The organism is Mesorhizobium sp. M6A.T.Cr.TU.014.01.1.1 (genome assembly GCF_004022765.1).
Lineage (GTDB): Bacteria > Pseudomonadota > Alphaproteobacteria > Rhizobiales > Rhizobiaceae > Mesorhizobium > Mesorhizobium mediterraneum.
Map to the genome: position 1 here is coordinate 1 of NZ_RZPG01000054.1, position 13,284 is coordinate 13,284.

A 13,284-nucleotide genomic window follows, 5' to 3' on the forward strand; every position below is an offset into this window, starting at 1 on the left:
AACAGCTTCACCGCCGCCGAAGCCGAAATGCCGAACCGTTTGGCGGCAGACCGGCGGCTTTCACCACTCAAAACCGCCGCCACCACCCGCTCGCGAAGATCATTGGAAAGGGGTCGAGTCATCAGATGCTGGCCTCCACTCCAGCCAGCATCTTGAATCACAAAACCCACAAATCTGGAATCCCCTTCGATTCCATCAAGCCGTGAACCGCTCTAGTGCAGCACCAGCATGTCGCCCGACGAGAAGGAAATCTCGGCCTTCTCACCGACGGCGGGCGGCGGGGCGGCCGGGCTGTTGAACGTGTCGAGCGACACTGTGCTGCCGCCGATGCCGACGCGAACCCGGATGACCGAGCCGAGGAAATGCACTTCGGCGATCTCGCCCGAAAGGCTGGAGTCGCGGCCGGGATGGCGGCCGAGCGAAATCGCCTCGGGCCTCAGCGCCAGGGATAGCTTGTCACCGGTTTTCGAACCGTTGAGCTTGCCCTTGAGCGCGACCTCCTGCGTGTTGACGCGCACTTTGCCCGAAGCGGCATCGGTGACGGTGCCTTCGAGCACGTTCAGCGTGCCGACGAAATTGGCGACGAACTTGGTTGCCGGCCGGTTGTAGATCTCGAACGGCGTGCCGACCTGCTCGGCCTTGCCACCATACATCACGGCAATGCGGTCGGAGATCGACAGCGCCTCTTCCTGGTCGTGCGTGACGAAGATCGTGGTGATGCCGAGCCTCTTCTGAATCGAGCGGATTTCCTCGCGCAGCGACACGCGCACCTTGGCGTCGAGCGCCGACAACGGCTCGTCGAGCAGCAGGAGCTTCGGCTTCGGCGCGATCGCCCGCGCCAGCGCGATACGCTGCTGCTGGCCACCGGAGAGCTGATAGGGATAGCGATCGCCCATCTGCGGCAGCTTGATGAGGTCGAGCATCTCGGCAACGCGCCTGTCGGCATCGGCCTTTGGCATGCCCGCGACCTTCAGCCCGAAGCCGATGTTCTGCGCCACCGTCAGGTTCGGAAACAGCGCATAGGCCTGGAACACCATGCCGACATTGCGCTGGTTGGGCTTGAGCCGGGTGATGTCCTTGCCGGCCACCACGATCTTGCCGGCGCTCGGCTCCTCGAAGCCGGCGACCATGCGCAGCACCGTCGTCTTGCCGCAGCCCGATGGCCCGAGGAAGGAGACGAATTCGCCCGGCTCGACGTCGAGGTTGAAATCCTGGACCACGGTGGTGGGGCCGAAGGATTTTCGCACATGCTGGATGGAGAGAAATGGCTCGGCCATGGCTTTTTTCTTTCGGTCAGTACTTTTCGATCAGTTTGGCCGGTTCGCCGATCGCGGCGCAAAACGCGACAGGATCTGGATCAGCGACATGCACGCCCAGGTAATGGCGAAGGCGATGATGGCAAGTGCCGCCGGCTCGTAGGCGCGATTGGCGCCTATGTTCTGCAGGTAAGGACCGAAGGCCGGCCGATTGAGCAGGCTGGCCATGGTGAATTCGCCGAGGACGATAGCGAAGGTAAGGAAGGCGCCCGACAATACCGCGATCAGCACATTGGGCAGAATGACGCGGGTGATGATCGTGCCCCAGCCGGCGCCGAGGATCTGCGCCGCCTCCGTCAGCGTGCGCACGTCGATGGTGCGAAGCCCGGTGTCGACGGCGCGGTACATATAGGGCAGCGCCAGCGTCGCATAGCCGATGACCAGCAACGCGTTGGTGCCGGTATCGGACGCCAGGAACGGCAGCGGCGAGTTCGATCCATACATTCTGATGTAGCCGAAGACGATGACGATGGCCGGAATGACCAACGGCAGCAGCGTGATGAACTCGACGACCGGCCTCAGTTGCGGCAGCCGCAGCCGGATCCAGTAGGCGGTGGGCACGACGATGAGCACGCCGAGGATGATGGTGAAGACTGCGGCAAGCACCGAATAGCCGAAAGTCGCCTGGAAGCGGGGGTCGCCAAGCACGACCTCGTAGGCATCGAAGGAATAGACGCCGCGCCGCATGCGCATCGAGAATTCCACGGTTGCAATCAGCGGAATGAAGAAATAGGCCGCGCCCAGCGCGAAGACGGTCCAGGCCCAGAAACGTCCGCTCTTCATTTGAGCCACCTTTCGCTGCGCGTCCGGAACCAGATGTAAAAGATGTTGGCGAGGCCGGTGATGACGATCATGCCGAAGGCAATGGCATAGCCGAGATGCGGGTTGTGCAACACGTCGCCGCGGATCTGCGCGTAGAGCACGATGGGAATGATGTTGAGCGACGAGCCGGTCAGCGCATAGGCGGTGGCGATGGCGCCGAAGGCATTGGCAAACAGCAGGATGACGGTGCCGAGAAAACTCGGCCAGATCACCGGGATGACGACCATGCGCCAGTATTGCGCGGTGGTGGCGCCAAGCGTCGCGGCGGCCTCGCCCCATTCCTTCTTCAGCCCGTCGATCGCCGGTGTGATGATGACCACCATCAGTGGGATCTGGAAATAGACATAGGTCAACGTCAGGCCCCAGAACGACAGGATGTTGAAGCCGTGGGCGTAGATGTTGAAGCCGAACACGGTGTTCAGGATCACTGTCGCGAGGCCGAGCCGGCCGAGCGTGGCAAGGAAAGCGAACGCCAGCGGCACGCCGGCGAAATTCGAAGCCACGCCGGAAAAGGTCAGCGTCGCCGACCGTATCCAGTTCGGCAGGCCGCCGCGCACGATGGCAATGGCAATGGCCAGACCGGCAAATGCGCCGATGAGCGACGAAGCAAGGCTGATCTTGATCGAGATCCAGTAGGCGGCAAGGATGCTGGGCAGCTTGCAGTTTCCGTCGACCCAGGAGATCCAGGAATCATATTGGCACTGCATATAGTTCGACAAATTGGGTGGGTCGAAGATACCGACGATGTTGTCGAAGGTGAATGCGCCGGCATCGTTCTGGAACGCGCCCAGCACCAGATAGAGCGTGGGCAGGACCAGGAACATGATGGCGAAGATGAAGAACGGCGCCACGCCCAGCCATTGCGTCGGCAGCCGAAACGCGCGCGCCTCGCTGGGCGGCGCCGTCTTCCCGGCAATCGCGTGATCGGCAAGCGAGAGATCGGTCATGCGCCGGCTACCGTCTTATCGCATCGGCCCGAAAATCGAACTCGATTTTCGGAAAGCACGATGCGAAAATTTGAGTTCTAGAGCGTACTTTGTGCGTCCAAGTGAACGCACGTCGCTCTAGTGGAATACCGGGCGGCAGCGAAGCCGCCCGGCGGTTTTCAACCTTACTGAACGTTGGCGCCGACGACGGCGTCCCAGTTCTTGGTGATGGCTTCCTTGGCCTTGCCCTGCTCGTCGAGCGTCGGGAACACCGCGGCCTCATAGGATGCGGCCGGCGGCAGCTTGGCCAGCACGTCCTCCGGGATCTTGCCGTTCTTGGCGAGATCGTTGAAGCGGATCGGGTGGCAGTAGCCCTTCAGCCAGCCGATCTGGCCTTCGTCGGAATAGAGATATTCCAGCCAGAGCTTGGCAGCGTTCGGATGCGGCGCGTAGGCGCTGATCGCCTGCACGTAGACACCGGCGACGACACCGGTCTTCGGCACGACGACGTCGACCGGCGGATTGCCTTTCAGCGTGTCGCGGCCGGCAAGCGCATTGTAGTCCCAGTTGATCAGGATCGGTGTCTGACCCTGTGCAAGCGTCGCCGGCTTGCCGATGACCGGCACGAAATTGCCGGCGGCGTTGAGCTTCTTGAAGAAGTCGAGGCCGGCAGTACCTGCGGCTTCACCGGCCGCGGCGCCGCTCGAAAGGCCGGCGGCGTAGACCGCCTGGATGGCCTGGTTCGAGGCGCGTGGATCGCCGGCGAGCGCGACGGCGTTGGCATATTCCGGCTTCAGGAGATCGGCCCAATCGGCCGGCACTTCCTTGACCAGATCCTTGTTCACCATCATCGCCAGCACGCCGTAATAGTCGCCGGTCCAGTAGCCTTCGGCATCCTTGGCGCTGTCGGGGATCGAGTCCCAGGTCGACACCTTGTAGGGCATCAGCAGGCCGTCGGCTTTGGCGGTGGGGCCGAAGGACAGGCCGACATCGATGACGTCGGGCGCCTGCGGGCCCTTATTGTCCTTGTTGGCCTTGATCGCCTCGATCTCGTCGCCGGAGCCGGCATCGGGGTTGAGCTCGTTGACGGTGATTTCGGGATATTTCGCCTTGAAGCCGGCGATCACAGCGCCATAGCCGCACCAGTCATGCGGCAGCGCGATTGTGGTGAGCTGGCCTTCCGCCTTGGCAGCGGCAACCAGTTCATCCATGGACTGGGCCGACGAGATGGCAGAGGTCGCCATCAGGGCGACGGCCGTAAGGGAAAGCACTTTTCCCGTGAATTTGAACATGTGTTCTCTCCGTTGAACTGACGCCGTTGGACGCCTGCGATGCGGTATCGTTTTCGTGTGACAGCCAGATGAAAGCTTTGTGAAAGCGATGCCCCGCAGTACGAAAAAGTAAACTCTTTTTAACCGGCTGTAGCAATCGCCCCGCGATTATTTTTCCGGCTAATTAATTTTGGTCTTTCCTTTCATCCTTCTCCCCTTTTCTTTGCCCTCAATTCCCAGATCAATTTTCGGCGTGAAAGCCGTCTCAGACGGTGCCGGCAATGGCGTTTTCAAGCAGCGTCAGAGCCGCTTTCCTGGTCAGCTTGACCGGGTTGCCGCCGGCGGTCGGATCGACCACTGCCATGTCGGCGATCAGGCCCTTGCGCTTCTTGTCCATGTCGAGCCCCTTGATCAGGCCCGGCAGCGCGTGCGGCACCTTCAGCTCCTTGCGCAGCTTGATGACCGCCTTGGCGAAACCGTCGAAGCCACCCTTGATGCCGCAATAGGCGGCGAGCCGGGCGATGCGCACCTCGATGGCGTCGCGGTTGAAGGCCAGCACATAAGGCATGAACACAGCGTTGGTCATGCCGTGATGGGTGTCGTAGAGCGCGCCGATCGGATGCGACAGCGAGTGGATGGCGCCCAGCCCCTTCTGGAAGGCGGCAGCACCCATGGCGGCCGCGCTCATCATATGGGCGCGGGCGACGAGGTCCTTGCCGTTGGCATAGGCTTTCGGCAGGTTTTCGAACACGAGCCGCACGCCTTCGACAGCGATGCCATCGGCCATCGGATGATAGCCCGGCGCGCAATAGGCCTCGAGGCAGTGAGCAAGCGCGTCCATGCCGGTGCCGGCGGTGATGAACCCAGGCATGCCGACCGACAGCTCCGGATCGGCGATGACGATGGCCGGCAACAGTTTCGGGTGGAAGATGACCTTCTTGGTGTGGGTCGCTTCATTGGTGATGACGCCGGCGCGGCCGACCTCCGAACCGGTGCCGGCTGTTGTCGGCACGGCGATGATCGGTGCGATCGCGTCGGAATTGGCGCGCGCCCACCAGTCGCCGATATCCTCGAAATCCCAGACCGGCCTGACCTGGCCGGCCTGGAAGGCAATCAGCTTGCCGAGATCGAGCGCCGAGCCGCCGCCGAAGGCGATGACGCCGTCATGCTTGCCCTTCTTGAACGCGGCGATGCCGGCGGTCAGGTTCGAATCCACCGGGTTCGGCTTGACCTCGGAGAACACGCCATAGGGCACCTTGGCGTCGTCGAGGATCTTCAACGTCGAAGCGACGACCGGAAGTTTGGCCAGCCCTGGATCGGTGACGAAGAGCGGCCGCGTGATGCCGGTCGCATCAAGCACATCAGGCAATTCCTTGATGCGCCCTGCACCGAAGCGGACGGTTGTCGGGTAGTTCCATTTAGAAATGAGTTTTGTCATTTTTGACTTTCAGAAAATCAGATGGTTTCACGCAGGTGATATGATTTCGGCCTCGTCAGATTGTCGTAGCCAATGGCCGACAGCGCCGCGCCCTTGCCGGTGTCCTTGACGCCGGTCCAGACCAGCGCCGGATCGAGATAGTCGCAGCGGTTCATGAACACGGTGCCGGTCTCGACGCGGTCGCCGATCGCCACCGCATGCTCGGTGTCGCGCGTCCATATCGAGGCCGTCAGCCCGTAAGGGCTGTCGTTCATCAGCGCGATCGCCTCCTCATCGTTGCGCACCTTCATGATGCCGACGATCGGCCCAAAGCTTTCCTCACGCATGACGCTCATCTGATGATCGACTTCGGTCAGCACTTCCGGCGCCAGATAGGGCGAGCCTTGCTCGTCGTTGGCAACCTTCATGTTGATGAGCGCCTTGGCACCCTTGCGCAGCGCCTCGGCTTTCTGCTCGCGGATCAGGTCGGCGAAGCGCGCCTGTGCCATCGGCCCCATCGTTGTCGCCTGATCGAGCGGATTGCCGACGACATAGTTCTTGGTTTCGGCGATGAAACCTTCGACAAACTCGTCATAGACCTTCTCGTGGACATAGACGCGCTCGATGCCGCAGCAGCACTGGCCGGAATTGTAGAAGGCGCCGTCCACCAGGTTGGCGACGGCATGATCCATCTTGGCATCGGCCAGGACATAGGCCGGGTCCTTGCCGCCGAGCTCGAGGCCGAGCGTCATGAAAGTGCCCGCCGCAGCCTTTTCGATCGCCCGGCCGCCGGCGACGGAGCCGGTGAAGTTGACATGATCGATCTTGCCCGAGCCGAGCAGTCTTTCGGTCTGGGCGTGGTTCATGACGAGGTTCTGGAACAGGCCCTTTGGCAGGCCGGCTTTGTCGAACGCCTGTTGAAAACGTTCGCCGACCAGCAGCGTCTGCGCCGCGTGCTTGAGGATCACGGCGCTGCCCGCCATCAGCGCCGGCACGATGGTGTTGACGGCGGTGAGATAGGGATAATTCCACGGCGCGATCACCATGACCACGCCGAGCGGCACCTTCTTCACATAGCGGCGAAACCCGTCCTTGGGATTGGAGGCCATCACCGGCTTCAGTGCCGCTTCGGCGATCTCGACCATGTAGTTGGTGCGTTCCCTGACGCCGCCGAACTCCCCGCCATAGCGCACCGGACGGCCCATCTGCCAGGCGATCTCCGGCACGATCTCATCAGTCATGGCGACCAGCGCTTCCAGCATGGCAAGCATATATTTGCCGCGCTCGACGACCGGCGTCTGCGCCCATTTCTCCTGCGCTGCCTTGGCACGCTCGACCGCGGCATTGATCGCCTGATCCGTGGCGATCGGTCGCTCGGCATAGAGCGAGCCATCGACGGGGGATTTTATTTTCACGGTTTCCACTTACGCACTCCTGGATTTCATTCTTCTAAGGCGGCTACCGTGCCGAACCATACGTCTCCAACGTCTGGATCATGCATCCCTTTCGACAGCCATTTCTTCACAACATTCTCGATTATCTCATCGGATCTTGTTCCGTACTGGTAGTCAGCGACCCAGGTTTGACCCTGGCCAGTTATCGGGACCGCTCCCCTTGCCAGCAGGCCTTTCAGGGCCTGCCTCGTAAACTCCTTAAGATCCTCGCCTTCGAATTCAAATTCATGCCGCCCAACTGGGATGACTTGCCATAACCCTACCGCATCGATGTCCAATTCGTTCGGAACAAGCGTAATCCACTCTGCTGCGGACATGCCGTGGCCGCGATGGCGCTTGTTCCAATCCATTGCCTAGTACCGCTCGAACCCCCTGTGCAGTTCCCAATCCGTTATCCGGCGGTCGTATTCGAACTGCTCCCAGCGTGCCGTATGGACGTAATGCTCGAGCACGCCGTCACCGAATGCCTGCTTCAGCATCTCCGATTTCGCCAGCGTCTCGGTGGCATCGCGCAGGGTCTTCGGAATTTCCGGCAGCTGCGAGGCCTGATAGGCGTCGCCGACGAAGGGCTTCTGCAGTTCCAGCTTTTCATCGATGCCGGCGAGGCCGGCCGCGATCAGCGCGGCGAAGGCGAGATAAGGGTTCAGATCGGCGCCGCCAATGCGGCATTCCATGCGGATGCCCTTGGTGCCCTCGCCGCACAGGCGGAAGCCGGCGGTGCGGTTGTCCTCGCTCCACATGATCTTGGTCGGCGCGAAGGTGCCGGCCTGGAAGCGCTTGTAGGAGTTGATGTAGGGCGCCAGGAACCAGGTGAATTCCTTGGCATATTTGAGCTGGCCGGCCGCCCATTGCTGACCGAGCGTCGACAGCGTCCATTCGGCTTGTCTGTCGTAGAAAAGCGGCGTCTTGCCGTCGGCGCTCCACAGCGAATTGTGGATGTGGCTGGAATTGCCGGCCAGCCCATAATTATACTTGGCCATGAACGAAATCGCCTTGCCTTCGGACTCGGCGATTTCCTTGGCGCCGTTCTTCAGGATGACGTGGCGGTCGGCCATGTCGATCGCCTCGGCATAGCGCACATTGATTTCTTCCTGACCCGGCCCCCACTCGCCCTTGGAGTTCTCGATCGGAATGCCGGCTGCTTCCATCTCGTTGCGCAGCCGGCGCATGACGCCTTCTTCCTTGGTGGTGATGCCGATCTGGTAGTCGCCGATATAGGGCGAGGCGGTGTCGAGGCCTTGCCAGTGCTTCTTGCGGGCGGAATCGTAGGTTTCGCTGAACAGATAGAATTCGAGCTCGGAGGCGAAATAGCCGATATAGCCACGCTCGCTCAGCCGCTTGACCTGCTTCTTCAGGATGGCGCGTGGCGAATGCGGCAGGTCGTCATGGGTATGGTGGTCGAGCACGTCGCAGATCACCAGCGCCGTCTTTTCCAGCCATGGAATGCGCCGCAGCGTCGACAGATCCGGCTTCATGACGAAGTCGCCGTAACCCTTCGACCAGCTCGCCGCCTTGTAGCCGGGCACCGGTTCCATATCGATGTCGGCGGCCAAGAGATAGTTGCAGCCATGCGTCTCGTCATGGGCGGACTCGACGAAATACTGTGCCAGGAACCGCTTTCCCGCCAGCCGCCCCTGCATGTCGACAATGCAGGCCAGCACCGTGTCGATCTCGCCGCTGGAGACCGCCTTCTTCAACTGATCGAACGAGAAATTTCCGGCCATTCCTTTGGCACTCCAGTGCTTGTCGTTTCGGGCTTGTCGCCTTGAAGATGTGGAACGCCATGGCCGGCAGGCGCCGGCCATGGCGATGGAGAGGTGTCAGGCGCCGGCCTCGCCTATGGCTACCTCGGCAGCCTTGATCGCTGCCTGACGCTTGGCAATCTGGTCGCCGATCGGCGGGCCCTTGAAGCGACGGTTCTCGAAGCCGAACCAAAGCACGGCGGTCAGCACGATGAAGCCCAGGGTGATATAGAGCACCTTGTCGTTTGGCGGCTGGATGGCGATGTAGAAGATGATGACCATGCCGATGACCGACAGGATGCAAAACAGCTTGAACAGGCCGGCGCCGAGATTCCACGGGCCGGGATTCGGCCATTTCTCCGTTCCGAAAGCCATCATGCCGAGCACGATCGGAATGATGAAGGACAGGAACAGGAACACCAATGTCGAATTGACGACGATGGTATAGATGTTCGTGCCACCGATCGAAATGAACTGGGCAAGAAAGACATAGATGATCTCGAGGACCGCAGCCGTCCAAATCGCATTGACCGGCGTGCGCCAGGCCGGGCTAACCTTGGCTAGCGAGGCCGAGCCGACCGGCATGCCACCGTCACGCGAGAAGGCGAAAAGCATGCGCGAGGCAGAGGTGACCGTTGCGAGACCGCAGAGGAACTGCGCGATCAGGATGGCCAGATAGAGCAGCGTCTTAAGCCACGACGGCAAGATCGCGTCCATCGTCGCGAAGAACACGCCCCAGCCCTGCTTGGCGCCGGCCGCCAGATCGGGGATCGCCAATACGATCGCGCATAGCATCACCCAGCCGATCAGCGATGACCAGAGCACGGACGAAACGATCGCCCGCGGAACCGAGTGCGCTGCCTTCAACGTCTCTTCCGAAGTATGCGCCGACGCGTCATAGCCAGTGATGGTGTAAACCGGCAGTAGCAGGCAGAGCAGGAAGAGATACCCCATGGAATCGGACTGCGGGAAAACGCCGCCGCCCGCATCACCCGAATAGTTCGTGAACGTCCACAACCGTGTGATGTCGATCGCAGGAGCAAACATCAGGCAAGCGACGATCAGCACGGCTGTCGTTGCCAGGATCAGGAAGCCGGAGGCGTCCGTCAGCATAGCCGTCAACTTGATGCCGAAATGGTTGAGCAGCGCCTGCAACACGGTGATGAAGGCGACAAACCCGACGATCTCGCCAGGCGTGCCAGTCATGCCGAAGGCTCCGCCGAAAGTGCCGACGAAGAAGAAGGCGGTGCCGATATTGATCGCGCCGAGCACGGTGATCAGGCCAAGCAGGTTGAGCCAGGCGGTGAGCCAGCCGGTGAAGCGGTTGCCGAGGATCGACGCCCAGTGATAGAGGCCGCCGGCGGTCGGAAACGCCGAGGCGATCTGCGCCATGGCGAGTGCAAAAAATCCGGAAACGGCGCAGCCGACGATCCAGCCGATGCCGGCGCCTGCGCCGCCGATCGACGACGTGGCTTGCGCGAAGGAATTGATGCCACCCGACAGGATGCAGATGATCGAAAACGAGATGGCGAAATTCGAGAAGCGGCTCATGCTTCTCGAGAGTTCCTGGGCATAGCCCATTCCGTGAAGGACCTTCAGATCCTCCTTCTTGTCGACGTCCGAATAGTCCTGCGCTGACATTTTTGTCCCCTTCTGTTTCTTAGTTGGCCGATTGTGCTGACTTTCCCACTGCGCTTGCTCGGGAGCCCCTGGCCGCCTCGGGCTCCAGATCTAGAAAAATGCCTGTGAGCAGATCCGCCCATTTTCGCTGCCCGGCCTCGCCGGAGATCTCGTCGTTGCGGATTTCGATCATCGCGCAGGGTAGCCCCCGCGGGCGCGCGTGGCGTTCCAGCGTGAAATAAACGCGGTCGGCCGGCGAATAGGGTTCGTTGACGCCGACTGTGACGCCGGCGAGCCGCCGCAGCGCGGCGATAAGTGGCGCCGCGAGCCGGCGGTCCTCGTCGTGGATGATGCCGATATGCCAGGGCCGGTTCATACCCTTGTAGACCGGGGTGAAGGAATGGATTGAAACCAGCCGCGTATCGAGCCCGCGCGCCAGCCTTTTCTCGATGATGCTCGCGAGCGTGTCATGGAAGGGTTGCCAAGACAGAGCGATGCGCGCGGCGCGCTGCTTTTCCGACAGGCCAGCATTGCCCGGAATGGCCGTGGTCTCGCTGACCGGCGGCACCAGGTCGGGCGCATCCAGTGGCCGGTTGCAGTCGATGACAAGGCGCGAAATGCGGGTCTCGACCAGCGTCGCGTCGAGCGCCTCGGCCATGCGGTGGGCGACTGGCAGCGCGCCGGGGTCCCAGGCGATGTGGCGGGAAAGCTGCTCGGCAGCAAGGCCGAGCGTTCCGAATTCCGGCGGCAGGAAGTTGGAGGCGTGGTCGCAGGTCAACACGAATGGGCTCGAACCGCCGGGGTTTGTCACCCTCACGGTTTCAGGCAATGCAAGGCTGGCGGGCCGTGCTGTCTCCATTGTCCTGTCGTCCCCGGGGAGCGCTGTATCGTATGTTACGTATTTTACCTCATTGCGTCCCTGTGGATGATTTCATACAGTTTGTCGGGCTTTGTCAAACGCGATTTCGGCGAAGCGGCCAGGGTGGGGAAAAGATGATTTCGAGCATCGCCGAACTGATCTCGGACCGCATCGGCATGATGCCGGCGGGCGAGCGCCGCGCAGCGCAAACGCTGATCGCCAACTATCCGCTGATCGGCCTGAAGACGGTCGCCGAGTTCTCAGCTGTCGCCGGCGTCTCCTCGCCGACGATCCTGCGTTTCGTCGCCCGGCTCGGCTTCCAGAACTACCCGGAATTCCAGTCGGCGCTGCAGGACGAGCTGGCGGCGCAATTGCAATCGCCGGCATCGCGGACGCTCAATCCGCCGGCGCTGGGCGGCGGCGCGGTGTCGCCGATGCTGGAGGCAACGCTCGACAACATGCGCGAGACGTTCCGACATCTGTCCGACAAACAGCTTGCCGACATCGTCGCAAAGCTTGCCGACCGGCGCGGCAAGACGTTCCTGATCGGCGGCCGCTTCACCGATCCGCTGGCGCGCTACATGGCCGCCCACCTCGCCATCGTCCAGCCCAACGTCTTTCACCTCGCCGGACAGGAAAGCGTCTGGCGCGACCGGCTGATCGACATGGGCAAGCGCGACGTGCTGGTGATCTTCGACATCAGGCGCTACCAGGACAGCCTGGTCCGCTTTGCCGAGACGGCGCATCAGCGCGGCGTGCAGATCGTGCTGTTCACCGACCAGTGGCTGTCGCCGATCGCCCGCTTCGCCCGCCATGTCATCGCCGGGCGCACCGCCGTGCCCTCGGCCTGGGACTCCTCGGCGGCCCTTTTCGTCGTTGCCGAAACACTGATTGGCGCCGTCACCCGGCAGCTCGAGGCCGACGGCGCCAAACGCATACGCGAGTTGGAAAGCCTGCGGTAGGGCGACGCGGCCTGAACCTCGCCGACGTTCTCACCCGGATCGTCAACGGCCATGCCAACGGCCTAATCGACGAACTCCTGCCGTGGGTCTAGATCACCAGCTCGAAATCCAAGGCCGTGGCCTGAGAACAGCGGCTACATCCCAAGCGCCGACACACAACGACTATGCTGGAAAAACCAGATCCCCCTCCGCCGGCTATTCCTTATTGGCCGTTCGGCCACTCGATCGCCGGCAGCTCCGTTATTGTCTTGTCACGGGAATGAGCCCCTGTTCTTATGCGGCAATAGGGTGTGTGGGGCCTGGGCATGAAAAGTCACCACAAACGCTACCTGAAGAACATTGCGCTTGGCGTGTTCTTGGTGGTGATGGCATATCTAATCGCGTGGCCGGTTATACAATTTGTTGCTCTTTTCCTGAGTGTATTCTTCGGAGGATTCGCTCCATAACTTATGCTGGCCACTCCATAGCCGGAAGTTCGGCAACGAACGTCTCGACAGTCGGCACCTCACGCTGGCCTCGCAAGCATTCTTACCCGGATCGTCAATGACCACCCCAACAGCCAGATCGACGAACTCCTGCCGTGAGCCTACGCCATCGGCTGAAAGCAGGCCGTGGGCTGAGAACCGCGGTTACAAGGCGACCCCGTGCCGGGCCGCAAACGCAAAACGGCCCGCGTGAAGCGGGCCGTTTTTGATTTGGTTGCGGGGACAGGATTTGACTTTCTCTGTCCCGCTACGTCGGCTTCGCCTCCTTGCAGGCTATCAAAAATCGACCGTGCCGGGCCCCAAACGCAAAACGGCCCGCGTGAAGCGGGCCGTTTTTGATTTGGTTGCGGGGACAGGATTTGAACCTGTGACCTTCAGGTTATGAGCCTGACGAGCTACCGGGCTGCTCC

The 13,284-nt window shown here is 61.6% G+C and carries 11 protein-coding genes and 2 pseudogenes; 2 read left to right on the forward strand and 11 right to left on the reverse strand.

Annotated elements, in window-relative coordinates:
* The 11 genes and pseudogenes from EN885_RS33980 to EN885_RS32680 all read right to left on the reverse strand — a co-directional run.
* A pseudogene (locus tag EN885_RS33980) lies at window positions 1-122 on the reverse strand (IS630 family transposase); the annotation flags it as partial.
* A 90-nt stretch (window positions 123-212) separates the two neighbouring features.
* A complete protein-coding gene (locus tag EN885_RS32635) occupies window positions 213-1,277 on the reverse strand; it encodes an ABC transporter ATP-binding protein (protein ID WP_126105102.1) in 1,065 nt (354 codons plus the stop codon).
* Window positions 1,278-1,307: 30 nt separating this feature from the next.
* Window positions 1,308-2,099: an ABC transporter permease gene (locus EN885_RS32640; RefSeq protein ID WP_128244340.1), complete on the reverse strand. Its 792-nt coding sequence runs from the start codon at window positions 2,097-2,099 to the stop codon at window positions 1,308-1,310.
* Window positions 2,096-3,085 (reverse strand): ABC transporter permease subunit, encoded by a 990-nt coding sequence (locus tag EN885_RS32645; RefSeq protein ID WP_128244341.1) that lies wholly within the window; start codon window positions 3,083-3,085, stop codon window positions 2,096-2,098. Before EN885_RS32645 ends, EN885_RS32640 begins: the two co-directional genes overlap by 4 nt.
* A gap of 164 nt (window positions 3,086-3,249) precedes the next feature.
* The gene (locus EN885_RS32650) at window positions 3,250-4,356 is read right to left on the reverse strand and encodes an ABC transporter substrate-binding protein (protein ID WP_128244342.1); all 1,107 of its coding nucleotides are present in this window, start codon (window positions 4,354-4,356) and stop codon (window positions 3,250-3,252) included.
* 244 nt (window positions 4,357-4,600) lie between these two features.
* Window positions 4,601-5,773, reverse strand: a complete 1,173-nt coding sequence (locus EN885_RS32655; protein ID WP_128244343.1) for an iron-containing alcohol dehydrogenase — start codon at window positions 5,771-5,773, stop codon at window positions 4,601-4,603.
* Window positions 5,774-5,790: 17 nt separating this feature from the next.
* Window positions 5,791-7,176 carry an aldehyde dehydrogenase family protein gene (locus EN885_RS32660; RefSeq protein WP_128244344.1) on the reverse strand — a complete coding sequence of 462 codons (1,386 nt, stop codon included), beginning with the start codon at window positions 7,174-7,176 and terminating at the stop codon, window positions 5,791-5,793.
* Window positions 7,177-7,193: 17 nt separating this feature from the next.
* Window positions 7,194-7,556 carry a hypothetical protein gene (locus tag EN885_RS32665; RefSeq protein ID WP_128244345.1) on the reverse strand — a complete coding sequence of 121 codons (363 nt, stop codon included), beginning with the start codon at window positions 7,554-7,556 and terminating at the stop codon, window positions 7,194-7,196.
* A 3-nt stretch (window positions 7,557-7,559) separates the two neighbouring features.
* Window positions 7,560-8,930, reverse strand: a complete 1,371-nt coding sequence (locus EN885_RS32670; RefSeq protein WP_128244346.1) for a glutamine synthetase family protein — start codon at window positions 8,928-8,930, stop codon at window positions 7,560-7,562.
* Window positions 8,931-9,026: 96 nt separating this feature from the next.
* Entirely contained in the window at window positions 9,027-10,589 is a 1,563-nt protein-coding gene (locus EN885_RS32675; RefSeq protein ID WP_126105098.1) for an amino acid permease, read from the reverse strand.
* Window positions 10,590-10,608: 19 nt separating this feature from the next.
* Window positions 10,609-11,427: an N-formylglutamate amidohydrolase gene (locus EN885_RS32680; protein ID WP_128244347.1), complete on the reverse strand. Its 819-nt coding sequence runs from the start codon at window positions 11,425-11,427 to the stop codon at window positions 10,609-10,611.
* 134 nt (window positions 11,428-11,561) lie between these two features.
* Between EN885_RS32680 and EN885_RS32685 the strand changes: the two genes are divergently transcribed.
* Window positions 11,562-12,389 carry a MurR/RpiR family transcriptional regulator gene (locus EN885_RS32685; protein WP_128244348.1) on the forward strand — a complete coding sequence of 276 codons (828 nt, stop codon included), beginning with the start codon at window positions 11,562-11,564 and terminating at the stop codon, window positions 12,387-12,389.
* Between the two features lie 503 nt (window positions 12,390-12,892).
* A pseudogene (locus EN885_RS34580) lies at window positions 12,893-12,973 on the forward strand (transposase domain-containing protein); the annotation flags it as partial.
* Window positions 12,974-13,284: the final 311 nt, after the last annotated feature.